Genomic DNA, 25,791 nt, shown 5'->3' with positions numbered 1-25,791 from the left:
CGCGCCCTCCGACTAGTCCTCGATGACGTCCAGTCCCTGTTCCCGAAGCAGCGCCAGGTGGTCCAGCATCTCCTTGAGGACCTCCGGGTCGTGACCCTGCCAGCTGTCCACCTCGCCGACGACGCGCAGCGGATGGCGCGTGCGGTAGGACTGCGTGGGGTTGCCGGGGAACCTCTTGTCGGTCACGTTCGGGTCGTCCTCGAAGGGGCCCAGGGGCTCCACGACGTAGATGCGTCCCCGCTCTCCGCTCCCGGCCAGCGCGGCCGCCAGCTCCGCTCCCCAGGTGGCCGTGTCCACGAGCGTGGTGAAGTAGATGTGGTTGGACACCCGACCCTCCTGGAAGTTGGAGCCGTAGCCGGGGACAAGCTCGTCGCCGACCTCGAGCGCGGACTTCGTCCCGTGGTAGAAGGGTCCTCCGATGTGCCCGCAGCGTTCGTGGGTCACGGGGACGTGGGTGGTGCTGTTCTCGCCCGTCGCCGCCTCCTCCGCCATCACGGCCGGCCGGGCGGGATCCCGGCCGGGTCGGGTCGACGACTCGGGCAGCACGGACGGCGGCGCCGGCTGGTCGCGGCGACGCGCGCCGATCTCGATCACGACGCGACCGTGTGCGTGCCGGGACGGTCCTGCCGCACCGGCGGGCCGGCGTCGAGCTCGTCCACGTCCGGACCGGCGTTCCGCCGGCGGTGCAGCGCCCGGACGGCGAGCAGCCCGTAGCCCACCAGGTTGGGCAGCAGCACCACCACGGGCAGCAGGGTCTGCACCGCCGGGCTGCCGACGTCCAGGCCCAGGGGCGCGAACACGTAGTGGCCCAGGAACCCGCCGGTGTAGGGCGGCAGGCCGGCGCCGGCCCGCAGGGCCAGCTCCCACTCGGTCAGCGGGCACGGCGCCCCGGCCAGGTACACCGCGACGACGGCGGCCGCCACCGGCGCGTGCAGGAGCGGCAACCGCGGCCACCGCAGGGCCAGCAGCCCGCCGGTCAGCACGAGGACGACGACGGCCGCGTGCACGACGGCGACGGCGGTGGCCCCGACCACGGCACCAGCCTGACACGCGTGGGAGCGCGGGAGGTACCTCCACGGCGGGAGACTGGGGCGGCCGGCCACCGGGGTGCCGGGACGACGCGAGGAGGACCGCATGAGCGAGCAGGCGGACGGCAGCCGCGAACCGGGCTCGGGCAACCGGGTGAGCCGGTCGGTCGAGGAGTTCGTCAGCCAGCTGCGCGCGTTCACCGACCGCGCCCGGGGACTGGCCGCCGGCGCCGTCCCGTTCTCGCTGCCGCGGCTGCCCTCCCCGCCGGGAGCCCTCTCGGCGGCCCAGCTGAAGGCGATCGACAAGGCGGTGCGGGGCCAGCGCCAGCAGATCCAGGCGATGTCGGCGCAGCTGCAGGCCTTCGACGAGCAGCTGGCCGTCTTCGAGCGGATCCTCGACCCGCTGGTGGAGTGGAGCGCCACCTGGGCCCGCCTCGAGGAGTCGGTGGCCGACATCGTGCGCCGCCAGCCGTCCGAGGACCGCCCGGCCGGCGACCGCTCGGCCGGGGAGGCCTGACGCAGGTCAGCGCTGGTCGCGGCGCAGCGGGTGGTCGGGCGGCACCTCGACCAGCACGATGCGGACGCCGTCGGGATCGGCCACCCACGCCTCCACCAGACCCCACGGCTCGGTCCGCGCCTCGTGCAGCACCGGGACGCCGGCCCCGCGCAGCCGCTCGACCTCGGCGGCGGCGTCGCGCACCTGCAGCCACAGGGCGAGGCCGCGCGGCGCCCCGTCGCCGCGACCGGACACCTCGAGCAGGCCGTTGCCGAGGAAGAACACCACGCCGGGGTCGTCCCGCGGCCCGAACTCCCGGTACACCGCGAGCCCGAGGACGTCGCGATAGAAGGTCCGCGAGCGCCGGGGGTCGCTCGGCCGCAGCAGGATCCGGCTGCTCAGCACGTCCACCCCGGCATCATCGAGGCGGACAGCCCCCGACGACAGGAGGAACCCGTGGCGCAGCGCTACGAGTACAAGGTGGTCGAGCTCCGGGAGGGGCTCATGGGCGGCAAGATGTCGGGTGACAAGCTGGAGAAGGTGCTCAACGAGCACGCCCGGCAGGGGTGGCAGCTCAAGGCCGTCACGTCGGTCGAGGTCAAGGGCCGGATCGGCCCCGGCGGCGTCGAGGGCGTGCTGGTCACCCTGGAGCGCCCCACCAGCTGACCCGCGGAGGAGGCCCGTGCCCGACGTCGTCGACGAGCGGGCACAGCTGCGCGCCGACTGTGCCCGGTGTGCCGGCCTGTGCTGCGTCGCGCCCGCGTTCGCCGCCTCGGCGGACTTCGCGATCGACAAGCCGGCCGGCCGTCCGTGCCCGAACCTGCAGGCCGACTCCCGCTGCGGGATCCACGCCGACCTGCGCGAGCGCGGGTTCCCCGGGTGCACGGTGTTCGACTGCTTCGGAGCCGGCCAGCAGACCGTGCAGGTCACCTTCGGCGGCCGCGACTGGCGCGGCGGCTCCGCGTCCGCCGACGAGGTGTTCGCGGCGTTCGGCGTCCAGCGCCAGCTGCACGAGCTGCTCTGGTACCTCACCGAGGCCCTCTCCCTCGAGGCCGCGGCCCCGTTGCGCCGCGAGCTGACCGCGGCTCGCGACCGCGCCGAGCGGCTCACGACGGCGGGGCCGGAGGAGCTGGCCGCCGTCGACACCGGCGCCCTGCGCCAGGAGGCCGGAGCGCTGCTGACCTCGGTCAGCGAGCTCGCGCGGGCGGGCAGCCGTCGCCGGGCGCGGGACCGGCGCGACGCCGACCTCGTGGGCGCCGACCTGCGCCGGGCCGACCTGCGCGGTGCGAGCCTGCGCGGCGCCCACCTGATCGGCGCGGACCTCCGCAGCGCCGACCTGCGCGGGACCGATCTGCTCGGCGCCGACCTCCGGGCCGCGGACCTGCGCGGCGCGGACCTGACCGGCGCGCTGTTCCTCACCCGCCCGCAGGTGGCCGCGGCCCGCGGGGACGCCGCGACGACGCTCCCCGCGGGCCTCGGGCACCCGGCGCACTGGGCATGAGCGAGGACGCCGCCCGCTGGCTGGCCCGCCACCGCGGCGGGGCGGCGCCGGCCGACGTCCTGGCCTTCTTCGACCGGCTGCCGCCGGTGCAGCCGGCCGCCCTGGCCGGCCGCTGGCGGGGCGCCGAGCTGCCCACCGGGTCGCGGCTGGACGGGCTGCTGGCCGCGCACGGCTGGTACGGCAAGGAGGTCGTCGACACCGAGACCGTCCACCCGCTGCTGTTCGCCGGCCCGGGCGGCGTCCCGCGGCCGGTCGACCCGGCCCTCGCCCCGCTGTCGCTGCTGCTGCGCCGGCCGGGCCTGGGCCGCAGCCGCGCCGCGCGGGCCGCGTTCGCCGTTGTCCGCCCGCTGCTGCGCACGGACCGGCCCGCCGCCCGGGTGCGGGTCGTCACGCACCGCGGCGTGGCCACCGGCGCGCTCGTCTACGACCGGCTGCCGGTCGTCGACGCCTTCCGCAGCGTCACGCCCGACCTGCTCCTGGGCCTCATGGACCTGCGCGGCCTGCCCGAGGTGTTCGCCTTCCTCCTGGAGAGGGACGGCTGAGGGTTCAGGGCGCCGGTGAGGCCTCTCCGGGTTCCTCGGGGCGACCCCGGCGGCGGAGCACGCCCCCGACCGACCCGAGCCGCGTGGTGGCCTGGCGGAGCGTGTGCACCAGCGGCAGCAGGTCCTCCGAGATGCGCCGCAGGGTGTCGGGGACGGTGTCGATCGCCGGGTCGTCGAGCACCTTGCCCACCCGCTCCAGCCCCGGGCGCAGCGACCGGACCGGCTCCTCGAGCTCCTCGACGAGGGTCTCCAGCCGTTCGGCGGTGCGCTGCGCGGAGGCGATCGTCTCGGTGGCGACAGCGGTCGCCGCGATCAGCTCCCGGACGGCGGTGTTGAGGTCGGTCATCGTCTTGGGGAGCTGCGCCAGCGCCTCGGTCTGGGCCTGCAGCTGGGCGATCAGCTCGGACAGGCCGGGGATGCGCGGCATGCCCAGGCTCCGGAAGGGGTCCACGCCGCAACGGTCGGGGACGCGGCGGCCCGCCGCAACCGTCAGCGCCAGGTGGTGATGCGGACCGTCGTCCCGTCCGGCGTGCTGCGGACGGCGACCAGGTCGCAGAGCTGGTGCACCAGGTAGACGCCGCGGCCGCCGACCTGCGTGGGGTCGGGGAGCCGCCGGCCGACCAGCGGGTCGGTCAGCCGGCCGGTGTCGGAGAACTCGACGACGGCGGCGCCGGGCTCGCTCCACATGGCCAGCGTCCCGCCGCCACCGCCGTGCCGGACACTGTTGGTCGCCAGCTCGGAGGCGGCCAGGGCGAGCGCCTCCACCCGCTCCGGGGGCAGGTCGCAGGAGCGGGCCCAGGTCGCGACGGTGCGCCGCACGGCGGGGAGGTCCGCCTCCCGGAACTCGCCGCGCAGCACGACGTCGGCCGGCGGCGGCAGGACGGCGGCCATCAGGTCGGCCGCCGTCAGCAGCCCACCGCCCGTCGGCTCGGGGCCCTCCGGGCCGGACCGGTACGGGTGCGTCCGCTGCGCCCGCGCGCACACCGCCGGAGGGAGCCCCTCGGCGTCGTAGGGGCACAGCAGCCGCCAGGCCGGCCCGCCGCCGAAGGCCTCGTCGAGCAGCACTTCGTGCAGCTCGCACTCGGCGAGCTCGGCGGGCGTCCGGGCCCGGTGCGCCGGCTCGCCGACGCCCCGCAGCACCCGGCCCTCGCGGACGGCGCGGTCGAGCGCCGCGGCCCAGACCCCGATGATCCGGCCCGGGTTGGCGCCGACCTCGGTCATGTCGAGCAGCCGCACCGCGGGCGCGTCGGACCCCAGGGCGTCGCGCAGGAGCTCCAGCCGGGGGCGCGGCTCGACGACCACGACGACCTCGTCGCGCTCGAGCCCCTCGCGCACGAACCCGCGGACGCCGTCGAGGAAGCTCTCGTCGCCCGAGTAGGTGACGGTCTCGTGCACGAATCCGGCGGGTGCGTTCACGCGCTCCCTCGCTGCGGCACGACCGGGACCAGGACGTCGTAGCCGAGCAGCCGCCACACCCGGGCGAACAGCGGCGAGGCGCCGCTGAGCGCGACCTCCTGCCCGCGGCGCAGGCGGTCCTGGGCCCACGAGGCGATCGCCCGGCAGCCGGCCGCGTCGGCGAACTGCAGCCCCGACAGGTCCAGCGTGGCGAGCTCGGCGGCGTCGAGGGGGGAGGCGGTCAGCACCCGGTGGAGGCGGTCGGCGCCGAAGGCGTCGACGCAGCCGGTCACGACCACCCGGCCGTCGTCGACGAAGACGGAGAACGGCGCGACGTCGTCGGGCAGCACCTCGTCGGGCACGTGCAGCCGCGGGTGCGCGGTCGCGACCGCGGTGAGCGCGTCGGCGTCCAGCGCGTCGCGCCGGTAGGCGCACAGCGCGGACATGCCGCTGCCCCCGGCCATGAAGTCGTCGGCCAGGTGCTCCCACCGGGCGAGCTCGTCCCGGGTGCGGGGGTCGGCGGCGAGCGCGGTGAGCTCGGCGACGACCCGCAGGCCGGTGCAGCCGTCCTCGACCGCCTGCCGGGTGGCCGCCCGGTAGAAGGCCAGCTGGTCCTCCGGCACGAACCGGTCGTCCCGGGTGTAGGCGTCGGTCCGGGCCAGCAGGGTCAGCCGGCCGGCGGCCACGAGGTCGTCCAGCGGGCCGAGCGGACCGGGCTCGCGGCGCAGCCGGGCGATGCCGTCGTCCTCACCGACGTAGAGCAGCCGCTCACCGCGGGTCAGCCCGGCGGCCAGGAACCCCGCGGCGGCCGCGGTGAAGGAGTCGGCGTCGTCGTGGACCCAGCAGACGTGGTCGGCGGACCCGGTGAGGGCCGGCTCGGTCATCGGCCCCGATGCGCGCACGACGATCACGGTAGGCCACGCCTCGCCCGGGAGACAGTCCCCCGGATCAGAGAGCCCGGAGGATGTCCTCGACCCGCTCCCGGGCGTCCCCGAACAGCATCCGGGTGTTGTCGCGGAAGAACAGCGGGTTCTGGACGCCGGCGTACCCGGTGTTCATCGACCGCTTGAAGACGACGACGTGCTCGGCCTCCCACACGGCCAGGACCGGCATCCCGGCGATCGGGCTGCCCGGGTCCTCGAGCGCGGCCGGGTTGACCGTGTCGTTGGCCCCGATGACCAGGACGACGTCGGTCTCCGGGAAGTCGTCGTTGATCTCGTCCATCTCCAGGACGACGTCGTAGGGCACCTTCGCCTCGGCCAGCAGCACGTTCATGTGGCCGGGCAGCCGGCCGGCGACCGGGTGGATGCCGAAGCGGACCCGCACCCCCTTGTCGGTCAGCTTCCGGGTGAGCTCGGCAACCGGGCCCTGCGCGTGCGCGACGGCCATGCCGTAGCCCGGGGTGATGACCACCGACCCGGCCTCGCGCAGCAGCTCGGCGACCTCCTCGGCGGTGACCTCGGTGTGCTCGCCCTCGACGCCGGCGGCGGTGCTGCCCTCGTTGCCGAAGCCGCCGGCGATCACCGACAGGAACGACCGGTTCATCGCCTTGCACATGATGTAGGACAGGTAGGCGCCGGAGGAGCCTACGAGGGCGCCGGTGATGATCAGCAGGTCGTTGTCGAGCAGGAAGCCCGACGCCGCGGCCGCCCAGCCCGAGTAGCTGTTGAGCATCGAGACGACGACCGGCATGTCACCCCCTCCGATGGAGGCGACCAGGTGCCAGCCCAGCGCCAGCGCCAGGACGGTGACCACGGCGAGGACGCCGAGGTTCGGCGCGGCGACGAAGGCGACGGTCAGCCCGGCGAAGGCGACCAGCGCGCCGAGGTTGAGCCAGTTGCGCCCCGGCAGCATCAGCGGGTTGCTCTTGATGCGGGCCGAGAGCTTGAGGAAGGCGACGATCGAGCCGGTGAAGGTGACCGCGCCGATGAAGACGCCGATCACCACCTCCGCGGAGTGGATGCCGAGCAGGTCGGCGGGGACCTCGGTCTGCTCGGCGCCGGCGCGCTCGACGGAGAGGTAGCCGTTCCAGCCGACCAGCACCGCGGCGAGGCCGACGAAGCTGTGCAGCATCGCGATCAGCTCGGGCATGCCGGTCATCTGCACCCGGCGGGCCCGCCACAGGCCCAGGACCGCGCCGATGACCATCGCGACGGCGATGGCGGCGATCGCGGCGGCGCCGACGCTGCGGGCGGCCAGCCCGATGGTGGCGACCAGGGCGATGGCCATGCCGGCGATGCCGTAGGCGTTGCCGCGCTTGGCCGTCTCGTGCTTCGAGAGCCCGGCGAGGCTGAGGACGAACAGCAGGCCGGCGACGATGTAGGCCGCGGCGGCGGCGGAGAGCGCGCTCATCGTCAGCCTCTCGTGAACATGCCGAGCATGCGGCGGGTCACGGCGAAGCCGCCGAAGACGTTGATGCTGGCCACCAGGATCGCCACGAACGCCAGGACGCTGACCAGCACGCTGGTGTGGCCGATCTGCAGCAGGGCGCCGACCACGATGATCCCGGAGATCGCGTTGGTGACGCTCATCAGCGGGGTGTGCAGCGCGTGGTGCACGTTCCCGATGACGTAGAACCCGACGACGATCGCCAGCGCGAACACCGTGAGGTTGCCGATCAGCTGGCCGGGCGAGAACGCCGTGATGCCGAACAGCGCCACCGCCGCCGCGGCGACCAGCACCGGCGTCCGGGTGCGGGAGGCGGGCGACCGCTCGGCCGGTGCCGGGGCGGCCGGGCGGGGAGCGGGCGCGGGCGGGGGCGCGGCGGACACCTGCACCGGCGGGGGAGGCCAGAGCACCTCGCCGTCCCGCACGACCGTCATCGCCCGCTGCACGACGTCGTCGAGGTCGAGGACCAGCTGCCCGTCCTTGCCCGGCGTCAGCAGCTTCACCAGGTTGACCAGGTTGGTGCCGTACAGCTGCGAGGCCTGCCCGGGCAGCCGGCCGGGCAGGTCGGTGTAGCCGATGATCGTCACCCCGTTCGGGGTCACCACCACCTCGTCGGGCACCGAGCCCGCGACGTTGCCCCCCTGCGCGGCGGCCATGTCCACGACCACACTGCCCGGCCGCATGGCCGCCACCATGTCCTCGCTGATCAGCCGCGGCGCGGGCCGCCCGGGGATGAGCGCGGTGGTGATCACGATGTCGACGTCGCGGACCTGCTCGGCGTACATCTCCGCGGCCCGCCGGTCGTAGTCGGCCGACGTCACCCCGGCGTACCCGGTGCCGCCGCCCTGCTGCTCGTCGGCCGGCACGCCCACGTACTCGCCGCCCATCGAGGCGATCTGCTCGGCGACCTCGGGCCGGACGTCGGTGGCCCGCACGATCGCCCCCAGGCTGCTCGCCGTGCCGATCGCCGCCAGCCCGGCCACACCGGCGCCGGCGACCAGCACCTTGGCCGGCGGCACCTTGCCCGCGGCGGTCACCTGACCGGTGAAGAACCGGCCGAAGGCGTGCGCGGCCTCGACCACGGCGCGGTAGCCGGCGATGTTCGCCATCGAGCTGAGCACGTCCAGCGACTGGGCCCGCGAGATGCGGGGGACGGCGTCCACCGCGAGCGCGGTGACCGGCCGGGCGGCCAGCGCCGCGACCAGGTCGTGGTCGAGCGCCGGGGTCAGCTGGCTGACCAGCACGGCGCCGTCCCGGAGGAGGTCCAGCTCCGGGGTCGTCGGCTTGGCCACGTGCAGGACCACGTCCGCGCCCCACGCCTCGGCCGCCGTCCCCACCAGCCGCGCGCCCGCCTCGACGTAGCCGTCGTCGAGGAAGCTGGCCGCCCGCCCGGCGCCGGCCTCGACCACGACCTCGTAGCCGAGCGCGGTGAGCTGCCGCACGGTCGCCGGCGTCGCGGCCACCCGCGTCTCCCCGGGACGGGTCTCCCTGGGCACTCCGATGAGCACGTCCACTCCTCCTGGCGGGTCGGCCTCGACGGGCATCCGGTGCGAGGTACGGGCGGCCCGCCGGGCTCGGGGAGCCCACCGGGACGGCGCGTGGTGGCGCAGCCGGGGCCGATCATGCCGTCCCCGGTACCCGGGTCGCACCGCGTGTCCCACCGGGCGGCCCGGTGACGGCCCGCAGCCGGGCGGCGCCGCTCCCGCCCCGCGGTCGGTCGACCCCACCCGGGAGGGTGAGGACCCCCGTCCGCCGGCTGGAGCCGCTCCCGAGGGCTGCCGTACTGATCGGTGAGCCGGGTCCGCCCGGCGCTGCGACCGGCACCCGCGCCGGTGCGGGGAGAAGGGGTGAGCGTGCCAGCGACGACGGTGCCGGCCGAGCAGGTGGTGTCGCCGGAGATCGTCTCGTCGATCTTCTACGGCGCCGCGGTGAGCGACACCCTCGTCCTCCTCGTCGCCGAGGTGGTCGCGGGCACGCCCCGGGTCACCTGGGGCAACGAGGGCGCGAGCCGGTTGCTCGGCTACGGCGTGTCCGACCTGCGGTCGCTGCCGGTCGCCGCGCTGGTCCCGACCCTCCGCGGCGGGGAGATCAAGCTGCTGCTGCGCCGCGAGCGGGCGGCCCGCATGAGCCTGCCGGTCCGCACCGCCAGCGGTGCCCTCATCGACACGGTCGTCGTCTGCACCCCGTCGCCGTCCGGCCGGATGTGGACCCTGCGCCTGGTGCCGGCGTCCAACGAGCAGGAGCGCGCGCTGCGCGCCACCGCCGACGCCCACGAGCAGCGCTTCGCCACGCTCACCGAGCGCTCGCCCATCCCGACCCTGCTCTCCGAGCAGGGCATGCGCCTCGCGCACGTCAACGACGCCTTCTGCAGCCTGGTCGGGCTGCAGGCCGAGCAGCTCCTGGGCACCGGCTGGATGACCACCGTGCACCCGGAGGACCTCGACGCGGTGATCGAGCAGGTGGTCGCCGTCCTCGGGGGCGGGAACGGCGAGGCGCAGGCGCGGCTGGTCCGCGAGGACGGCACCGAACGGACGACGGTCATCCGCTTCGCCCACCTGTTCACCCCCGGCGTCGGGGCGGGGTTCGTGGGCACCATCGAGGACATCACCGACCGGCTGGCCTTCGAGGCGCGGCTGGCCCACCAGGCCAACCACGACCCGCTGACCGGGCTGCCGAACCGGACGCTGCTGGCCGACCACGTCGCGGCCCGGTTCGCCCCCGGCCGCAGCGGCCTGGCCTGCCTGTTCCTCGACCTGGACAACTTCAAGGTGGTCAACGACTCGCTCGGCCACGCCGCCGGTGACGAGCTGCTGGTGGAGGTCGCCGCCCGGCTGCGCGGGGCGGTGCGCCCCGGCGACCTGGTGGCGCGGTTCGGCGGCGACGAGTTCGTCGTCGTCTGCGAGGACGTGGGGGAGGACGAAGCGGTCGCCCTGGCCGAGCGGATCGGTGCGGTGCTGGCCGAGCCGGTGCGCCTGGGCGGGGTCGACGTGCGCCCGCGCGCCAGCGTGGGCGTCACCGTGCAGACCGCCGAGCACGCCGCCGCGGAGGAGCTGATCCGTGACTGCGACATCGCCATGTACCAGGCCAAGGCGGGCGGCAAGGGCCGGATCACCGTGCTCGACCAACAGGCCCGCGCCGAGGCCCGCGACAAGCTGCGGCTGGTCGCCGAGCTGCGCGAGGCCATCGAGCGCCGCGAGATCACCCTGCTCTACCAGCCGATCTTCAGCGCCGACGACCGCACCCCGGTCGCGGTCGAGGCGCTGGCCCGGTGGGACCACCCGGTGCGCGGCCCGATCAGCCCGGCGACGTTCGTCGCGCTCGCCGAGGAGAGCGGCCTGATCGGCGGGCTGGGCGAGCTCGTCCTCGACGAGACCTGCCGGCAGCTCGCCGCGTGGGACCGCGTCCTGGGCGCCGCGGCCCCGCAGCTGGCCAACGTCAACGTCTCGGCGCTGCAGCTGGACGGCAACCTCCACGGCTCCGTGCGCGCCGCCCTCGAGCGGTACGGGCTGCCCCCGTCGCGGCTGTCGGTCGAGATCACCGAGTCGGCCCTCATGAAGGACCCCGCCTCGGCCCGCGAGGTGCTCACCCAGCTGCGCGACCTCGGCGTGCAGCTGGCGATCGACGACTTCGGCACCGGCTACTCGTCGCTGGCCTACCTGCGGCACCTGCCGGTGGACTGCCTCAAGGTGGACCGCTCGTTCGTCGCCGAGCTCGCGCACGGCCACACCGAGATCGCCTCGGCGGTCATCGCGCTGGCCGCGAGCCTGGACCTGACCACCGTCGCCGAGGGCGTGGAGACCGACGAGCAGGCCGCGGAGCTGGCCCGCCTCGGAGCCGGCTTCCTGCAGGGCTTCCGCCTGGCCGCGCCGATGACCGGCCACCGGACCGCCGCGTGGTTCGCCGCGCACGCCGCCCGATGACCCCCGCCCGCCTCGTCCTCCCGGGAGCCGACGTGCCCGCCACCCTGGCCGCCGCACCGACCTTCGACCTGGAGGCGGTGCTCGCCAGCATCGACACCATGGCCGCGCAGGAGCCGGTCGCCGCGCAGGTCGTCTCCGTGGCCAACTCCGACGACACGAGCGCCAAGGCGCTGGCGCAGATCCTCGCCGCCGACGTCGCCCTGGCCGGCCGGGTGATGAAGCTGGCCAACTCCGCCTACTTCGGCATGCGCGGGCGGGTGACCTCGCTGCAGTTCGCCGTCACCGTCGTCGGCTTCACCACCGTGCGGACGATGGCCACCGTCGCCCTGACCCACCTGGACGACGAGTCGCGGCTGCCCGCGGACTTCTGGCTGCGCAGCACCAGCGTCGCCCTGGCCGCCTCCACCCTGGCCACCCGGTTCGGCGAGCGGCCGCAGGACGCGCTCTGCCTCGGCCTGCTCGCCCCGCTGGGGGTCGCCCTGCTGCACCACAACGACCCCGACGGCTACGCGGCGCTGGCCGGCGCCGCGCCCACCACGGCGGGGCGCCGTGCTGCGGAGGTCCGCCGCTACGGCATCCACGCCTTCCGGCTGAGCGCGGTGGCGCTGGAGCAGTGGGGCTTCCCGGCGAGCATGGTCGCCCCGCTGACCGCCGTCGACGACCTGGCCGCCGGGGAGGGCGCCCTGCTGCGCGCCGCGCTGGAGATCGCCTCGCGGCTGACCGCGGAGGGCTACGAGCCCGTGCCGGTGGAGCGGCTCACCGGCGGACTGCTCCGGGAGGACGCCGTCCCCGCGGTGGCCGACAAGGTCGCCGCCGAGGCCGAGGAGCTGCGCCTGGCGATGCTCGGGTAGTCCCCCGTAGGGGCAGCGGTGGCCATTTCTGCCCCCACGGGCCCGCGACCCGGTCTCACCCGGTGTAGGGCGCCCCGATCGGGTCGACCGTCTCGTACGCCGTGACGCCGGAGGCGAGCCGGGCCAGGGCCCAGTCGCCGTCGCCGAGCAGGTGGTCGATCGCGGTGAGCCGGCTGGTGTAGTGGCCGACCTTGAACTCCGCGGTCACGCCGATGCCGCCGTGCAGCTGGATGGCCTCCTTGCCGACGTGCCGGCTCGCGCGGCTGGTCTGCAGCCTGACGCGGTCGGCGGCGCCGACGACGTCCCCGCCGGCGTCGGCCACCATCGCCGCCCACAGCGCGGTGCTGCGGGCCAGCTCCAGGGAGACGTACATGTCCGCGGCCCGGAAGGTCAGCGCCTGGAACTTGTTCAGCGTGACGCCGAACTGCTTGCGCGTCCTGAGGTACTCGGCGGTGGTCCGCAGGGCGGTGTCCATCGCGCCGACCGCCTCGTGGGCGTAGGCGATGCGGGCGAGCGCGAGCACCTGCTCGACGTCCCCGGCCCGGTCGGCGGTGCCCTGCCCGAGGAGCTCGGCGGGCGTGCCCTCGAACCCCAGCTGCGCTGCCCGGCCGCCGTCGTGGGTCCGGTACCCGGTGCGGGTCAGGCCCTCGGCGTCCCCGCGGACGAGGAACAGCGCCGTGCGACCGTCGACTCCCGCGCTGACCACGAGGACGTCGGCCCGCGCGCCGTGCGGGACCGGCTCCTTGACGCCGGTCAGCCGCCAGCTCCCGCCGTCCTCGGCCGCGGTGACCGCCGACGCCACCGGGCTCCACCGGCTGCGGGGCTCGGCGAGCGCGGCGGCCGCCACGGTGGTGCCCTCGGCGATGCCGGCCAGCACCTCGCTCTTCTGCGCGTCGGTGCCGACGGCGGCGACCAGCCCGCCGGCCAGCACGACCGCCTCGACGAACGGCTCGGGGGCGAGGACCCGGCCGATCTCCTCGGCGACGATCGCCACCTCGATCGGCCCGGCACCCATGCCGCCGTGCTCCTCGGCGAAGGGCAGCCCGAGCAGGCCCATCTCCGCCATCCGCTCCCAGGTCCTCTCGTCGAAGCCCGGGTCGTCGGCCACGACCTTGCGGCGGGCCTCGCTGTCGCCGTAGGCGCGGTCGAGCAGGCCGCGGACGGCCTCCCGCAGGTCGTTCTGCTCGCTGTCGAAGGTGAAGTCCACGGTTACCTCACAGCCCCAGGATCGTGCCGGCGATGATGGTGCGCTGCACCTCGTTGGAGCCTCCGTAGATGGAGACCTTGCGGTGGTTCAGGTACTCCGGCGTGGCCACGCGGGCCCAGTCGGGGACGTCGGAGCCGCCGTCGGCGAAGGACGCCACCGACAGCGGCCCGGCGAGGTCGACCACCAGCTCGGTGACGGCCTGCTGCAGCTCCGAGCCGCGGAGCTTGAGCACCGAGGACGCCGGGTGCGGCCGGCCGTCGGAGGAGTGCGCGACCACCCGCAGCGCGGTCAGCTCCAGCGCGAGCAGGTCGTTCTCCAGCTCGGCGATCCGCCCGGCCGTGCGCGGGTCCTCGGCCAGCGGGCGGCCGTCGACGAGGACCTCCCTCGCGAAGTCCTTGGCCTGGGCGAGCAGCCGCTTGGTGGCGCCGACGCGGGCGATGCCCACCCGCTCGTTGCCGAGGAGGAACTTGGCGTAGTCCCAGCCGCGGTTCTCCTCGCCGATGAGGTCCTCCGCCGGGACGCGGACGTCCTCGAAGAACACCTCGTTGACCTCGAAGCTGCCGTCGATCAGCTCGATCGGCCGCAGCGTGACGCCGGGGGAGTCCATCGGGAAGACCAGCATCGAGATGCCGCGCTGCTTCTTCTCGGCGGTCGGGTCGGTGCGGACCAGGCAGAAGATCCAGTCGGCGTGCTGGCCCAGCGTCGTCCACGTCTTCTGGCCGTTGACGACCCAGTCGTCACCGTCCCGGACGGCGGTGGTGCGCAGGCTCGCCAGGTCCGAGCCCGCGTCGGGCTCGGAGAAGCCCTGGCACCACCAGATGTCGAGGTTCGCCGTCGCCGGCAGGAACCGCTCCTTCTGCTCCTGGCTGCCGAAGGCGGCGATGACCGGGCCGATCATGCCGGCGTTGAAGGCCAGCGGCTCGGGCACGCAGGCCAGCTGCATCTCCTCGCGCCAGATGTGGCGCTGCAGCGGCGTCCAGTCCTTGCCGCCCCACTCCACCGGCCAGTGCGGGACGGCCAGCCCGGCGGCGTTGAGGATCCGCTGGGTCCGGACGTAGTCGTCCTTGCCGAGGTGCCGGCGGGCGGCGACGGTGTCGCGGATCTCCTGGGGGACCTCGGTCGTGAAGAACGTCCGCATCTCCTCCCGGAACGCCTCCAGCTCCGGGGACAGCTGCAACCGCATCGGGCCTCTCTCCTGACGGCAGCACCGCCGTCTCGCAGGTTGGGACCCCGACCATCCCACACGTGCTACCGGCGGGTAGTTCTCGGGGCGCGGCCGGCTCGACGCCGTGTCGGCCCGGTCGCGGCGGGGAACGCGGGTCGCCCACCGCCCGTTGCCGGGCCATGGAACTGACCTGTCCCAAGTGCCACGGCACGATGCGCACCTACGAGCGCAACGGGGTGCACGTCGACCAGTGCACGGAGTGCCGCGGCATCTTCCTCGACCGCGGTGAGCTGGAGCGGCTCATCGACGCCGAGACCGCGTGGCACCAGGGCGGTGCGGCCCGGCAGCCGTCGTCCCCCGGCGGGTCGGGGCACGCGGCGGCCGGGTACGGCGCCGGCGGCTCCGGGACGTCGGGCTCCGCCGGTGGGCTCGGTGCGGTCGTCGGCGAGGTGCTCAACCAGGTGCAGGGGAGAAAGCACTCCTCCTACGGGCACGGCTCCAAGCGCAAGCAGTCGTTCCTCGGGGAGCTGTTCGGCTGAAGAGGACCCCCCGGCCCCCGCCGCTCGCATGCTCGCGGCGGGACCCTGCAGGGGGGCCATCCGGGCACACGGTCGCCGGCGGGCGCGTGCACCGATCGGCCCGCGGGGGGACGCTCGGGGACGTGTTCGACGTGGACTGGATGGGCCAGCTGACCCGGGAGGTGCTGCGCGAGCGGGTGCCCGCGCTCGTCGCCGAGACGTGCGCCTGGAGCGTCGGCATCTCCGACCGCCCGCACCACGAGCGGCGGCGGGGCCGGCTGGTCGAGACCGGCGGCACCAACGGTGACCGGGTCGCCCGCGGGCAGGCGCTCAGCGGGGAGGAGGCCGGCCGGCTCGAGCTCGGCGACGCCCGGCCGGGCAGCTTCCGCGACGCCCTGAACGCGGTGGACGCCGACGGCGTGGTCTACGCCGACCGCTTCGACAGCGAGGTGATCGAGCCGTTCGTGCTCGCCACCTGCGTGCTGGCCGCCGAGCGGGCGCGGGCCACCCGCCGGGCGGACTGGGCCGAGCTGCTCGACGACCTCGGCGAGGACGGCCGCGACCTGGTCGCCGTGGTCCGCGCCGGTGGCTGGGAGGCGCCGCTGCGGACCGAGGCCGAGCTCGCCGTGCTGGCCGCGCTGGCCGACGTCCCGCTGCTGGAGGTCGAGGCCGAGGGGCTGCCGCTGTCGCTGGTCCGGGCGGCGGAGGCGCTGACCCGGGAGGCCGCGCCGCCGCCGCAGCCGGCCGGGGAGGACCCGGCCGCGTCGGGGGCGGTCTTCCTCGGGCGGGCGGCGCTGGCAGAGGCGGGCCTGCCCGCGCCGGTCGGCCCGCGGTTCGCCGACCGGGTGCTCGAGGCGCTGCTCGCCGAGGGGCTCGAGCCCGAGGAGCTGCCCGCGGTGCTCCCGCACCTGCCGCTGGCGCCGGGCACCGCGGACGCCGTCCTCACCCTCCTCGACGCCGGCCGCTGACCCGGCTGCCCTGTGCCGAGGGCGCTCCCGCGGTCAGAGGTCGAGCGGGAGGCCGGTGTAGTTCTCCGCCAGCTCGCGGGCGGCCGGCTCGGACGCGGCGATCCGGCGCAGCTGCGACAGCTGCAGCTCGGCGTCGAAGTCGTCCCCGGAGCGGTGCAGCATCGAGGTCATGAACCAGGAGAAGTGCGTGCACCGCCAGACGCGGGCCAGCGCGCGGTCGGAGTAGCTGTCGACCAGGTCGCCCTGCTTCTCCTGCAGCAGCCGCACCAGGGCGCTCGCGAGCAGGGTGACGTCGGCGACGGCGAGGTTGAGGCCCTTGGCGCCCGTCGGCGGCACGATGTGCGCGGCGTCCCCGGCCAGGAACAGCCGGCCCCGGCGCATCGGGGCGCTGACGAACGAGCGCATCGGCAGGACCGACTTCTCGGTGATCGTGCCGGTGTTGACCTCCCAGCCCTCGTGCGCGAACCGGGTCGCCAGGTTCGACCAGATCCGGTCGTCGGACCAGTCCTCGATCTTCTCGCTCGGGTCGACCTGCAGGTACAGCCGCGACACCTTCGGCGAGCGCATCGAGTACAGCGCGAACCCCTCGGGGTGCCAGGCGTAGACGAGTTCGTCGGTCGCCGGCGCGGCGTCGGCCAGGATGCCGAGCCACGCGTAGGGGTAGGTGCGCTCCCAGACCTGCCCGCCGGCGGCCTGCACCACCGGGCGCGAGACGCCGTGGAAGCCGTCGGTGCCGGCGATGACGTCGCACTCGAGCACCTGCTCGGTGCCGTCGGCGTCGGTGAAGCGGATCCGCGGGCTGTCGGTGTCGACGTCCTCAGGTGCCACGTCGGACACCTCGAACAGCAGCGGCGGCCCGCCGTCCAGCTGGGCCTTGATGAGGTCCTTGGTGACCTCGGTCTGCCCGTACACCCACACCGTGCGCCCGCACAGCTCCGGGAAGTCCAGCTTGTGCCGGGTGCCCGGGTACTGCAGGTAGATGCCGCGGTGCTCCATGCCCTCGCGCTGCAGCCGGTCGCCGACGCCGGCGGCGGTCAGCGTGTCGACGGTGTGCTGCTCGAGGATGCCGGCACGGATGCGGGCCTCCACGTACTCCCGCGACCGGTTCTCCAGCACCACGGAGTCGATGCCCTGCAGGTGCAGCAGCCGCGACAGGAGCAGGCCGGCCGGGCCGGCGCCGATGATCCCCACCTGAGTTCGCACGGGGCGAGTGTGACCGGCGGTACGCCGATGGCGGAACCGTGCCCTCCCGCTCAGTGGAAGCGGTGCGCCCGCGACAGCTCCCGGCCGATGCCCCGCGCGGCCACCTCGAGCACGGGGACCAGCCGGGTGAGGTCCCGCCGGTGGCTGGGCGCGACGACGCCGAGCGCGGCCACGGCCACCGGCGTCCCGGCCCGCTCGGCGTGCACCGGGACGGCGATCGAGAGGGTCCCCAGCGACATCTCCTCCGCGGTGCGGGCGTACCCGCGGCGCCGCACCTCGCCGAGCTCGCGGCGCAGGCGTGCGGGGTCGATGACGGTGTGCCGCGTCTCGCGGGTCAGGGAGCGCAGGACGCCCTCGACCACGTCGTCCGGGGCGGCGGCCAGCAGCACCTTGCCGACCCCGGTGGCGTGCAGCGGCAGCCGGCTGCCGACCTGGCTGACCACCGGGACCGACTCCCGGCCGGAGATGCGCTCGACGTAGAGCGCGCTGCGCCCCTCCCGGACGGCGAGGTGGACGGTGTCGCGGGTGGCGGTGTGCACGTCGAGGAGGAACGGCGCGGCCACCTGGCGCAGCTCCAGCTGCACCGGCGCGAGCAGGCCGAGGTCCCACAGCTTGCGGCCGATCTCGTAGCGGCCGTCGGCCCGCCGCTGCAGCGCACCCCAGTCGGTCAGCTCCCTGATCAGCCGGTGCGCCGTCGACAGCGGCGTCCCGGACCGCTCGGCCATCTCCGACAGCGACAGGCGCGGGGTGCTGCTGCTGAACGCGTCGAGCACCGCCAGCGCCCGCGAGGTGACCGAGCGCCCGGGCGTCGCACCTCCACCGGCCACGGGTCCCCTCTTCCTACTGGCCGGAAGTCCCGGCTTGGGCAGCGTAGCCCGCCGGCCGTACCTTCCCAGCATGACCGGGACCACATCCGAGAGCCGGCTGCACCTGCCGCGCTACCTGCGCGAGGACGCCACGGTGCGCACCCCCGTCGGCTTCCCCGACTACCGGAGCACCGCCCTGCGCGCGCCGCTGCGGACGCCGATCGACCTGCCGCACCGGCTGACCGAGGTCACCGGCCCGGTGCTGGGCGAGGACCGCGTCCTGCCGCAGGACGCCGACCTGACGTACCGCAACGGCGGCGAGGCGGTGGGCCAGCGCATCCTCGTCTACGGGCGGGTGCTCGACAGCGACGGCCGCCCGGTGCCGGACGCGCTGGTCGAGGTGTGGCAGGCCAACGCGGCCGGCCGCTACCGGCACGTCGTCGACAACTGGCCCGCGCCGCTCGACCCGCACTTCGACGGCCTCGGCCGCGTGGTCACCGACAGCCTGGGCCGGTACGAGTTCCTGACGATCAAGCCCGGTGCCTACCCGTGGGGCAACCACCACAACGCCTGGCGTCCGGCGCACATCCACTTCTCGCTGTTCGGCCGGGCCTTCACCCAGCGGCTGGTCACCCAGATGTACTTCCCCGGCGACCCGCTCTTCGAGCAGGACCCGATCTACAACGCCATCCCGGCCGCGGCGCGCCACCGGGCGATCAGCCGGTACGACCTCGAGCGGACCCAGGACAACTGGGCGCTGGCCTTCGAGTGGGACATCGTGCTGCGCGGCCAGGACCAGACCCCGTTCGAGACCGACGACGACGGAGATGTCGCGTGAGCAACCCGATCGTGGACCCCCTGGACGTCCCGCCGGACCCGACGACGCCGTTCCAGCCGCGCTCGGGGCAGCGCGGCACCGGCTTCCTCACCGGGCCGCTGCGGCTGGGCACCACGCCCAGCGCGACCGTCGGACCGTACCTGGCGATCGGGCTGACCTGGGCGGACGGCCCGTGGGCCGCCGCCGAGGGCACCGCGGACGGGATCTGGATCCGCGGGCGGGTCTTCGACGGCGCCGGGGACCTCGTCCCCGACGCCATGATCGAGACCTGGCAGGCCGACCCGGACGGCCGCTTCCCCTCGCCCGAGGACCCCCGCGGCGCGTCCACGCGCCCCGGCTTCCGCGGCTACGCCCGCGTGCAGACGATCCACCCGCCCGGCGAGTTCGGCCTGTTCACCCTCAAGCCGGGCCGGCTGCCCGACGGCGAGGGGGGTCTGCAGGCGCCGCACATCGACGTCAGCGTCTTCGCCCGCGGCCTGCTCGACCGGGTGGTCACCCGGATCTACTTCGAGGACGAGGCCGAGGCCAACGCCGAGGACGTCGTCCTCGCGTCGGTGCCCGAGGACCGGCGGGAGACCCTGATCGCCCGGCGGACCGAGGACGGGTACCGGTTCGACGTCCACCTGCAGGGCGACGCGGAGACGGTCTTCTTCGCGGTGTGAGCGGTCACGGTGGGGAGCCGGACGGTAGGAACACAGCCGTGACTGCACTGTTCGCCGGCACGTTCGCCCGCGGCGCAGCGGCGGCCGCCGTCTCCGACGACGCCTGGTTCCGGGCGCTGCTCGAGGTCGAGGCGGCCCTCGCCCGCGCCGCGGCGCGCGCCGGCCTGGTCCCGACGACGGCCGCCGACGCGGTCACCGCCGCCTGCGCCGACCCCTCCCGGCTGGACCTGGCCACCGTCGTGGCCAGGTCCGCCGACGCCGGCAACCCCGTCCCGCCGCTCGTGCGGGCGGTGCAGGACGCGGTGGGGGAGCGGGACGCGGTCGCCGTCCACGTGGGCGGCACCAGCCAGGACGTGCTCGACACCGCGCTGGTGCTGCTCGCGCGGAACGCGATCGCCGCGATCGACGCCGACCTCGCGGCCGCCGCCGAGACCGCCGCGACGCTGGCCCGCACGCACCGGGACGACGTGGTCATGGGCCGCACCCTGATGCAGCAGGGCCTGCCCACCACCTTCGGGCTCAAGGCGGCCGGCTGGCTGGCCGGGCTCGACGGCGCACGGCTGCGGCTCGCGGAGGTGGTCGCATCACTGCCGGTGCAGTACGGCGGCGCGGTGGGCACGCTCGCGGCCAGCGACGGGGCTGGGGTCACCGTGCGCGCCGCGCTGGCCGAGGAGCTGGGGCTGGCGACCACCGCCGTCCCGTGGCACACCGTGCGGCTGCCGATCGCCGACCTCGCGGGGGCGCTCGGCGCCGCCGCCGGCGCGGTGGCCACGGTCGCCGTCGACGTCGTCCTGCTCGCCCAGTCCGAGGTCGCCGAGGTGGCCGAGGTGGGCGAGGGGCGCGGCGGCTCCTCGGCGATGCCGCACAAGCGCAACCCGGTCGCGGCGATCTCCGCGCGGGCCTGCGCCCGCCGCACACCCGGCCTGGTCGCCACCCTGTTCGCGGCCATGGAGCAGGAGCACGAGCGGGCCGCCGGCGCCTGGCACAGCGAGTGGCCCTCGCTCACCGAGCTGCTCACCACCGTCGGGTCGGCGGCGGCCTGGCTGGCCGAGAGCCTGCGCGGGCTGCGCCCCGACGTCGCCCGCATGGCGGCCACCGCCGCCGTGGCCAACGAGGGGCCGCTGGCCGGTGCGCTCGCCGAGGCGCTGGCCCCGAGCCTGGGCAAGGGGCCGGCCCACGACGCTGCGGCCGCCGCCGTCCGGGAAGCCCGCGACACCGGCCGCCCGCTCGCGGAGGTGGTGGCAGCCCGCACCGACGTCGACGCCGCCGCCGTCCTGGCCGCCGCGGCCCCGGACGTCGGGGAGGCCGGCGCCCAGGTGGACGCCGCACTGGCCGAGCACGCCGAGTTGATCGAAGGGGAGAAGTGACAGCCGTCGAGGTCTCGTACACCGAGGAGGGGCCGCGCGACGCGCCGGTCGTCGTCCTCTCCAACTCCCTGGGCGCCACCCGCACCATGTGGGACCTGCAGGTGCCGGCGCTGGCCGAGCGCTTCCGGGTCGTCGCCTACGACACCCGCGGTCACGGCAGCTCGCCGGCGCCCGCGGGGCCGTACACCCTCGACGACCTGGTGGACGACGTCGTCGCGCTGCTGGACCGGCTCGGCGTGCAGCGGGCGCACGTGGCCGGGCTGTCGCTGGGCGGCATGACCGCGATGCGGCTGGCCGCGCGGCACCCGGACCGGGTGGGGCGGATCGCCCTGCTGTGCACGTCGGCGAAGACCGAGCCGCAGGGGTTCCTCGACCGGGCCGCGGCGGCCCGCGCCGAGGGCACCGCGTCCTTCGCGCCGACCGTCGTCGGCCGCTGGCTGACGCCACCGTTCGCGGCCGCGCACCCCGACCTGGTCGCCCGGCTCGAGGGGATGGTGGCCGGGTCGGACGACGAGGGCTACGCCTCCTGCGCCGAGGTGGTCGCGCACGTCGACCTGCGCGCGGACCTGCGTCGGATCACCGCGCCGACGCTGGTGGTGTCCGGCGCCGAGGACCCCGCGCTCCCCCCGGACCACCAGCGGGCGATCGCCGACGGGATCGCCGGTGCCGAGCTGCTCTCGGTCAGCCCCGGCGCCCACCTGGCCAACCTGGAGTCGCCGCTGGAGGTCACCGGCGCGCTGCTCGCCCACTTCGACGGAGACCCCCGATGAGCGACCTGCCCAGCACCGACGACGCCCGCCGCGAGGCGGGGATGCGGACCCGCCGGCAGGTCCTCGGCGACGCGTGGGTCGACCGCGCGGTCGCCGGCACCACGCCGTTCACCGCCGACTTCCAGGACTTCATCACCCGCGTGGCCTGGGGCGACATCTGGCAGCGCCCCGGCCTGTCCCGGCGCGACCGCAGCCTGATGACGCTGTCGATCACCATCGCCCTGCGGCACTGGGACGAGTTCTCCCTGCACGTCCGCGCGGCCAAGAACAACGGGCTGACCGACGAGGAGATCGCCGAGGTCATCCAGCACAGCGCGGTCTACGCCGGCGTGCCCGCGGCGAACCACGCGTTCAAGCTGGCCGGGCCGATCCTCGCGGAGCTGCGCGGCGAGTGATCCGGACGTGACCGTGCGGTGCCACGGCGGGGGCACACCGCGGCACCGCACGGCCGGTCCGGAGGGGCGACGGTCAGGGGGTGACGACGTCGCCCGGGCCCTGGTCGAGGGTCCCGTCGTCCGTGATCACCGGGTCGTCGGCGGGCACTCCCGGATCGTCGCCGGGGACGACGTCCACCGGGGCGTCTCCGCTTCCCTGGTCGGCGGTGCCGTCGTCGTCGGGCAGCGCGGTGCCGTCGTCCACCGCGGTGTCGCCGCTGCCCTGGTCGGCGGTGCCGTCGTCGTCGGGCAGCCCGGTGCCGTCATCGGCCGGGGCCGGGTCGGTGGTGGTGTCGTCGGCCGGGTCGGTCGCCGGAGCGTCCACCACCGGGAGCAGCTGCTCCTCGGCGTCCTCGGGGAAGAGGAACCGCCACAGCTGGCCGCCCTCGGCGTCCTCGGTGGTCGGGTCGTCGGCGTCGGCGGGGGAGAGGCTGTAGGCGGCGACGTACACCGCACTGTTGCCGCCCAGCGCCAGGCCGGCCGGGAACGGGACGTCGGCCTCGACGTAGCTCGCGTCGTCGGAGTCCTCGGTCTCGAACCGGATCACCGAGCCGGTGCCGCCGCCCGCCGGGCCCTCGCTGCCGAAGACCTGGGAGACGTACACGTGCTCCCCGTTGGGGGAGACGGCGATGCCGTTGATCGCGGTGAAGCCGCCCCAGCGGCCGGTCTCCTCTCCGTCCGCGTCGAAGCGCACGACCTCGGCGCCGCCCGGGGTCAGACCGCCGCCGACACCGCCGACGTAGACGTTGCCGTCCGGGTCCTGGGTGAGCGTGCTGGGCACGAACTGCGGCGCGTCGGGGTCCTCGGGATCGGCGGGGAAGGCGGCGAACACGCTCACCTCGTACTCGGGCAGCTCGTCCTCGCGCAGGGCGTCGAAGTCGGCGGTCACCTTCCACACGGCGTTGGCGCCGGCGTCGGCGACGAGCGCGTACGCGTCGTCGCTGTCGCCCGCGCCGTCGTCGCTCGAGTCGTCGGGGTCGCTGTCGTCCGAGTCGTCGGGGTCGACGAACAGGACCGCGTTCGGGTTGCTGTCGGCGATCCCGTTGCCGTCGGGGTCCTGGTCGGCCTCCTCCTGGCCGAGGTCGATCCACGGCCGGACCTCGCCGTCGTTGCTGACGAGCAGGTACTCCTGCGTCGCGGTCAGCGCGTCGTCGGTGTCCGCGGCCAGCGCGTCGGGGCTGAGCTCGCCCTGGGCGATGAGCAGGACGTCGTCCCGGTCGGTGGCGGCCACGCCGGCGGGACCGACCGACCCCTCGGGGCTCTCCACCGAGTAGAGGCCCTCGACGACCGCCTCGGCCTCGCCCTCCTCGACCCGGCCCGGCCGCTCGACCCCGGCGATCCCGCCGGTCGGGCCCTCGCAGACCTCGACGGCGGCCGCGGCGGCCTCGTCCGCGGCAGCAGTGTCCGCGGCGGGAGTGTCGGCCGTCGGGTCGGTGGGAACCGGCGTGTCGCCGGAGCCCTGGTCGGCCGTGCCGTCGTCGTCGGTGGAGGGAACGTCGGTGGCCGTCGTGTCGTCGGTCGCCGTGTCGCCGGAGCCCTGGTCGGCCGTGCCGTCGTCGTCGGTGGTCGCGGTGTCGTCGGCAGTCGGGTCGTCCGTCGCCGTGTCGTCGGCCGGGGCCGGGGCGCAGTCCTCTCCGCCCTCCCCGCTCTCGGCGATCAGCAGGGTGCGGCCGGACCAGGAGAGCTGGCGGGGGTTGTCCAGCCCCCCGACGACGACGGTGTGGTCGACCGGGTCGCTGCCGGGCGGGGCTGCGGTGGCCGCGGTGGCGCTGCCCAGGAGGAGGGCGAAGGAGCCGGCGGCGATGATGGTCCTGCGCATGGGGTTCTCCGCTCGCGGGGGATCGGCGGTGGTCAGGAGGCCTCGGGGGCCGGGTGGGGGCGACCGGGCGGCCGCGACCGGGGCCGAAGCTAGTTCGGCGTTCACCCGGTCGGATGCCCCCAACCGTGGGGTCGGATGGGTCCGTCACTGGGGGAGTCGCGGCGCGTCCGGCACGGTCGGTCAGGCCAGCACCACGATGAGGCGGCCCGGAGCGTTTGGTTACCCGCGAGTAGCCTCGGCGGCGGGTCGCACGGGGCGAGCCGGAACGGAGACGTGGGATGGCACTGCTGGACGACGGCGCTTGGCAGGGGCGGGTCTGGACCGGGTCCTGGACCGACGGTTCGGGCGGCACCTACGACGCGGTGGAGCCGGCGACCGGGGACGTGATCGGTGCGGTGGGCCGGGCCACCCCGGAGGACGTGCACGCCGCTGCGGTCCGGGCCGGGGCCGCCCAGCGGGCGTGGGCCGCGGCGCCGTTCGAGAAGCGGGCGCGGGTGCTGCGCCGCGCCGGCGAGCTGTTGGAGGCCAACGCCGAGGAGGTCAAGGGTTGGCTGGCCCGTGAGTCCGGCGCGATCCAGCCCTTCGGCGACTTCCAGGTGCACACGTCCGCCGCGGAGTGCTACGAGGCCGCGGCGCTGCCGTCGCACCCGTACGGCGAGCTGCTGCGCACCGGTGCGCCGCGGCTGTCCTTCGCCCGCCGGGTGCCGGCCGGCGTGGTCGGCGTGATCGCGCCGTTCAACGTGCCGACCATCCTGGCCGTCCGCGCGATCGCGCCGGCGCTGGCGTTGGGCAACGCGGTGGTCCTCAAGCCGGACCCGCGGACGGCGATCTGCGGCGGCGCGTTGTTCGCGCGGGTCTTCGAGGAGGCCGGGCTGCCGGCCGGCGTGTTCCAGGTGCTGCCCGGCGGAGCCGACGTCGGTGAGGCGCTGGTGGTCGAGCCCGCCGTCCGGGTGATCGCGTTCACCGGCTCCACCAGGGCCGGTCGCGCCGTGGGCGCGTTGGCGGGGCAGCACCTGAAGCGGGCGCACCTGGAGCTGGGCGGCAACTCGGCGCTGATCGTGCTGCCCGACGTCGACGTCCCCGCCGCGGCGAGCGTCGGTGCGTGGGGCACGTTCTCCCACTCCGGCCAGATCTGCATGGCGACCTCGCGGCACCTGGTGCACGAGTCGATCGCCGAGGAGTACACGGCGCTCCTCACCGAGAAGGTGGAGAAGCTGCCGGTGGGCGACCCGTTCCGCGAGCAGGTGGCGCTCGGCCCGCTGATCGACGCCGGCCAGCGCGACCGGGTGCACGGCCTGGTCACCGCCTCGGTGGCCGGCGGTGCCACGGTGCGCACCGGGGCGGAGTTCGAGGGGCTGTTCTACCGGCCCACGGTGCTCGGCGACGTGCCGGTCGACGCCCCGGCCTACCGGGAGGAGATCTTCGGCCCGGTCGCCCCGGTGACCGCGTTCACCTCCCTGGACGAGGTGACCGAGCTCGCCGCGGCCACCGAGTACGGCCTGTCGCTGGGCATCCTGACCCGCGACGTGTACGCGGGCCTGGAGCTGGCCGAGCGGATCCCGTCGGGGCTGGTGCACATCAACGACCAGACGGTCAACGACGAGGCGGTCGCCCCGTTCGGCGGGGTCGGGGCGTCGGGCACCGGCTCCCGGCACGGCGGCCCGCAGGCCAACATCGAGGCCTTCACCGAGACGCAGTGGGTCACCCTCCGCGGCGACCTGCCCGCGTACCCGTTCTGACCCGCTGACGACGAGGCCCCTGCCGGTTCCCGGCAGGGGCCTCGTGCGTGCGGGCCGGTCAGACGGTGGCCGGCAGGGCCATCTCGCGGACGTCGGCGGGGACGGTCAGCGGGGCGCCGGTCCGGTCGGCGACCTCCTCGGGGGTGATCCCGGGAGCGGTCTCGCGCAGGGTGA

27 protein-coding genes are annotated in these 25,791 nt (G+C 75.3%); 14 read left to right on the top strand and 13 right to left on the bottom strand.

Annotation, left to right across the window (positions count from 1 at the left end; translation table 11 throughout):
• Positions 1-12: 12 nt before the first annotated feature.
• Positions 13-492: an NAD(+)--rifampin ADP-ribosyltransferase gene (gene arr, locus ACI782_RS22415; RefSeq protein ID WP_456912339.1), complete on the bottom strand. Its 480-nt coding sequence runs from the start codon at positions 490-492 to the stop codon at positions 13-15.
• A gap of 98 nt (positions 493-590) precedes the next feature.
• Entirely contained in the window at positions 591-1,034 is a 444-nt protein-coding gene (locus ACI782_RS22410) for a DUF2784 domain-containing protein (RefSeq protein ID WP_456912316.1), read from the bottom strand.
• A gap of 100 nt (positions 1,035-1,134) precedes the next feature.
• Here ACI782_RS22410 and ACI782_RS22405 point away from each other — a divergent pair, with 100 nt between their 5' ends.
• Positions 1,135-1,545: a hypothetical protein gene (locus ACI782_RS22405; protein ID WP_456912315.1), complete on the top strand. Its 411-nt coding sequence runs from the start codon at positions 1,135-1,137 to the stop codon at positions 1,543-1,545.
• Positions 1,546-1,551: 6 nt separating this feature from the next.
• Here the strand turns inward: ACI782_RS22405 and ACI782_RS22400 are convergent, their stop codons facing one another.
• Positions 1,552-1,935, bottom strand: coding sequence for a VOC family protein (locus tag ACI782_RS22400; RefSeq protein ID WP_456912314.1), 384 nt, complete (start codon positions 1,933-1,935; stop codon positions 1,552-1,554).
• A 45-nt stretch (positions 1,936-1,980) separates the two neighbouring features.
• On the opposite strand from ACI782_RS22400, the gene ACI782_RS22395 reads away from it, so the two are divergent.
• The 3 genes from ACI782_RS22395 to ACI782_RS22385 are packed head-to-tail and all read left to right on the top strand — an operon-like array spanning position 1,981 to position 3,567.
• On the top strand, positions 1,981-2,190 hold the full coding sequence (locus ACI782_RS22395; protein WP_456912313.1) for a DUF4177 domain-containing protein: 210 nt from the start codon (positions 1,981-1,983) through the stop codon (positions 2,188-2,190).
• 16 nt (positions 2,191-2,206) lie between these two features.
• The gene (locus ACI782_RS22390; RefSeq protein ID WP_456912312.1) at positions 2,207-3,025 is read left to right on the top strand and encodes a pentapeptide repeat-containing protein; all 819 of its coding nucleotides are present in this window, start codon (positions 2,207-2,209) and stop codon (positions 3,023-3,025) included.
• Complete coding sequence (locus ACI782_RS22385; protein WP_456912311.1) at positions 3,022-3,567, top strand: GXWXG domain-containing protein; 546 nt, start codon at positions 3,022-3,024, stop codon at positions 3,565-3,567. Before ACI782_RS22390 ends, ACI782_RS22385 begins: the two co-directional genes overlap by 4 nt.
• 4 nt (positions 3,568-3,571) lie before the next feature.
• On the opposite strand, the gene ACI782_RS22380 is transcribed toward ACI782_RS22385, so the two are convergent.
• Genes ACI782_RS22380 through ACI782_RS22360 form a run of 5 tightly spaced genes read right to left on the bottom strand, consistent with a single transcriptional unit; the run spans position 3,572 to position 8,858 of the window.
• On the bottom strand, positions 3,572-4,018 hold the full coding sequence (locus tag ACI782_RS22380) for a hypothetical protein (protein WP_456912310.1): 447 nt from the start codon (positions 4,016-4,018) through the stop codon (positions 3,572-3,574).
• A gap of 38 nt (positions 4,019-4,056) precedes the next feature.
• Positions 4,057-4,983 (bottom strand): anti-sigma factor RsbA family regulatory protein, encoded by a 927-nt coding sequence (locus ACI782_RS22375; protein ID WP_456912309.1) that lies wholly within the window; start codon positions 4,981-4,983, stop codon positions 4,057-4,059.
• Positions 4,980-5,864 carry an MEDS domain-containing protein gene (locus ACI782_RS22370; RefSeq protein ID WP_456912308.1) on the bottom strand — a complete coding sequence of 295 codons (885 nt, stop codon included), beginning with the start codon at positions 5,862-5,864 and terminating at the stop codon, positions 4,980-4,982. Before ACI782_RS22370 ends, ACI782_RS22375 begins: the two co-directional genes overlap by 4 nt.
• A 46-nt stretch (positions 5,865-5,910) precedes the next feature.
• Positions 5,911-7,314 (bottom strand): Re/Si-specific NAD(P)(+) transhydrogenase subunit beta, encoded by a 1,404-nt coding sequence (gene pntB, locus ACI782_RS22365; RefSeq protein WP_456912307.1) that lies wholly within the window; start codon positions 7,312-7,314, stop codon positions 5,911-5,913.
• Between the two features lie 2 nt (positions 7,315-7,316).
• A complete protein-coding gene (locus ACI782_RS22360; protein ID WP_456912306.1) occupies positions 7,317-8,858 on the bottom strand; it encodes a Re/Si-specific NAD(P)(+) transhydrogenase subunit alpha in 1,542 nt (513 codons plus the stop codon).
• A gap of 339 nt (positions 8,859-9,197) precedes the next feature.
• On the opposite strand from ACI782_RS22360, the gene ACI782_RS22355 reads away from it, so the two are divergent.
• Both ACI782_RS22355 and ACI782_RS22350 read left to right on the top strand, forming a co-directional pair.
• Complete coding sequence (locus ACI782_RS22355; protein ID WP_456912305.1) at positions 9,198-11,270, top strand: putative bifunctional diguanylate cyclase/phosphodiesterase; 2,073 nt, start codon at positions 9,198-9,200, stop codon at positions 11,268-11,270.
• 32 nt (positions 11,271-11,302) lie between these two features.
• Positions 11,303-12,121 (top strand): HDOD domain-containing protein, encoded by an 819-nt coding sequence (locus tag ACI782_RS22350; protein ID WP_456912304.1) that lies wholly within the window; start codon positions 11,303-11,305, stop codon positions 12,119-12,121.
• 55 nt (positions 12,122-12,176) lie between these two features.
• Here the strand turns inward: ACI782_RS22350 and ACI782_RS22345 are convergent, their stop codons facing one another.
• Positions 12,177-13,328, bottom strand: coding sequence for an acyl-CoA dehydrogenase family protein (locus tag ACI782_RS22345; protein ID WP_456912303.1), 1,152 nt, complete (start codon positions 13,326-13,328; stop codon positions 12,177-12,179).
• Between the two features lie 7 nt (positions 13,329-13,335).
• Positions 13,336-14,511, bottom strand: coding sequence for an acyl-CoA dehydrogenase family protein (locus ACI782_RS22340; protein ID WP_456912302.1), 1,176 nt, complete (start codon positions 14,509-14,511; stop codon positions 13,336-13,338).
• A 161-nt stretch (positions 14,512-14,672) separates the two neighbouring features.
• On the opposite strand from ACI782_RS22340, the gene ACI782_RS22335 reads away from it, so the two are divergent.
• Together ACI782_RS22335 and ACI782_RS22330 are read left to right on the top strand one after the other, a co-directional pair.
• Positions 14,673-15,032 (top strand): TFIIB-type zinc ribbon-containing protein, encoded by a 360-nt coding sequence (locus ACI782_RS22335; RefSeq protein ID WP_456912301.1) that lies wholly within the window; start codon positions 14,673-14,675, stop codon positions 15,030-15,032.
• 122 nt (positions 15,033-15,154) lie between these two features.
• Positions 15,155-15,979, top strand: a complete 825-nt coding sequence (locus ACI782_RS22330; protein ID WP_456912300.1) for a hypothetical protein — start codon at positions 15,155-15,157, stop codon at positions 15,977-15,979.
• Positions 15,980-16,012: 33 nt separating this feature from the next.
• Here ACI782_RS22330 and ACI782_RS22325 read toward each other — a convergent pair whose 3' ends face one another.
• Positions 16,013-17,182 carry a 4-hydroxybenzoate 3-monooxygenase gene (locus ACI782_RS22325; RefSeq protein WP_456912299.1) on the bottom strand — a complete coding sequence of 390 codons (1,170 nt, stop codon included), beginning with the start codon at positions 17,180-17,182 and terminating at the stop codon, positions 16,013-16,015.
• 50 nt (positions 17,183-17,232) lie between these two features.
• A complete protein-coding gene (locus ACI782_RS22320; protein WP_456912298.1) occupies positions 17,233-18,009 on the bottom strand; it encodes an IclR family transcriptional regulator in 777 nt (258 codons plus the stop codon).
• 70 nt (positions 18,010-18,079) lie between these two features.
• On the opposite strand from ACI782_RS22320, the gene pcaH reads away from it, so the two are divergent.
• From pcaH to pcaC, 5 genes are read left to right on the top strand one after another with little or no spacing between them, the layout of a single operon-like run.
• Entirely contained in the window at positions 18,080-18,826 is a 747-nt protein-coding gene (gene pcaH / locus ACI782_RS22315) for a protocatechuate 3,4-dioxygenase subunit beta (protein WP_456912297.1), read from the top strand.
• Complete coding sequence (gene pcaG / locus ACI782_RS22310; protein WP_456912296.1) at positions 18,823-19,488, top strand: protocatechuate 3,4-dioxygenase subunit alpha; 666 nt, start codon at positions 18,823-18,825, stop codon at positions 19,486-19,488. Before pcaH ends, pcaG begins: the two co-directional genes overlap by 4 nt.
• Positions 19,489-19,526: 38 nt before the next feature.
• Positions 19,527-20,855, top strand: a complete 1,329-nt coding sequence (gene pcaB / locus ACI782_RS22305) for a 3-carboxy-cis,cis-muconate cycloisomerase (RefSeq protein WP_456912295.1) — start codon at positions 19,527-19,529, stop codon at positions 20,853-20,855.
• Positions 20,852-21,625 carry a 3-oxoadipate enol-lactonase gene (gene pcaD, locus ACI782_RS22300; protein WP_456912294.1) on the top strand — a complete coding sequence of 258 codons (774 nt, stop codon included), beginning with the start codon at positions 20,852-20,854 and terminating at the stop codon, positions 21,623-21,625. The genes pcaB and pcaD overlap by 4 nt, the downstream gene beginning before the upstream one ends.
• Complete coding sequence (gene pcaC, locus ACI782_RS22295; RefSeq protein WP_456912293.1) at positions 21,622-22,020, top strand: 4-carboxymuconolactone decarboxylase; 399 nt, start codon at positions 21,622-21,624, stop codon at positions 22,018-22,020. Before pcaD ends, pcaC begins: the two co-directional genes overlap by 4 nt.
• A gap of 73 nt (positions 22,021-22,093) precedes the next feature.
• Here the strand turns inward: pcaC and ACI782_RS22290 are convergent, their stop codons facing one another.
• Positions 22,094-23,878 carry a ScyD/ScyE family protein gene (locus tag ACI782_RS22290; RefSeq protein ID WP_456912292.1) on the bottom strand — a complete coding sequence of 595 codons (1,785 nt, stop codon included), beginning with the start codon at positions 23,876-23,878 and terminating at the stop codon, positions 22,094-22,096.
• 278 nt (positions 23,879-24,156) lie between these two features.
• Between ACI782_RS22290 and ACI782_RS22285 the strand changes: the two genes are divergently transcribed.
• Entirely contained in the window at positions 24,157-25,617 is a 1,461-nt protein-coding gene (locus tag ACI782_RS22285) for a benzaldehyde dehydrogenase (protein WP_456912291.1), read from the top strand.
• Positions 25,618-25,791: the final 174 nt, after the last annotated feature.

This window comes from Geodermatophilus sp. SYSU D00703, assembly GCF_054050155.1.
Note: the sequence above shows the minus strand (reverse complement) of the source record. Positions and strands in the feature narration are given on the sequence as shown.

Coding starts and splice junctions, on each gene's coding strand:
- arr (WP_456912339.1), bottom strand. CDS start 492: ATGGCGGAGGAGGCGGCGACGGGCGAGAACAGCACCACCCACGTCCCC.
- ACI782_RS22405 (WP_456912315.1), top strand. CDS start 1,135: ATGAGCGAGCAGGCGGACGGCAGCCGCGAACCGGGCTCGGGCAACCGG.
- ACI782_RS22385 (WP_456912311.1), top strand. CDS start 3,022: ATGAGCGAGGACGCCGCCCGCTGGCTGGCCCGCCACCGCGGCGGGGCG.
- pntB (WP_456912307.1), bottom strand. CDS start 7,314: ATGAGCGCGCTCTCCGCCGCCGCCGCGGCCTACATCGTCGCCGGCCTG.
- ACI782_RS22340 (WP_456912302.1), bottom strand. CDS start 14,511: ATGCGGTTGCAGCTGTCCCCGGAGCTGGAGGCGTTCCGGGAGGAGATG.
- ACI782_RS22335 (WP_456912301.1), top strand. CDS start 14,673: ATGGAACTGACCTGTCCCAAGTGCCACGGCACGATGCGCACCTACGAG.
- pcaH (WP_456912297.1), top strand. CDS start 18,080: ATGACCGGGACCACATCCGAGAGCCGGCTGCACCTGCCGCGCTACCTG.
- pcaC (WP_456912293.1), top strand. CDS start 21,622: ATGAGCGACCTGCCCAGCACCGACGACGCCCGCCGCGAGGCGGGGATG.
- ACI782_RS22290 (WP_456912292.1), bottom strand. CDS start 23,878: ATGCGCAGGACCATCATCGCCGCCGGCTCCTTCGCCCTCCTCCTGGGC.
- ACI782_RS22285 (WP_456912291.1), top strand. CDS start 24,157: ATGGCACTGCTGGACGACGGCGCTTGGCAGGGGCGGGTCTGGACCGGG.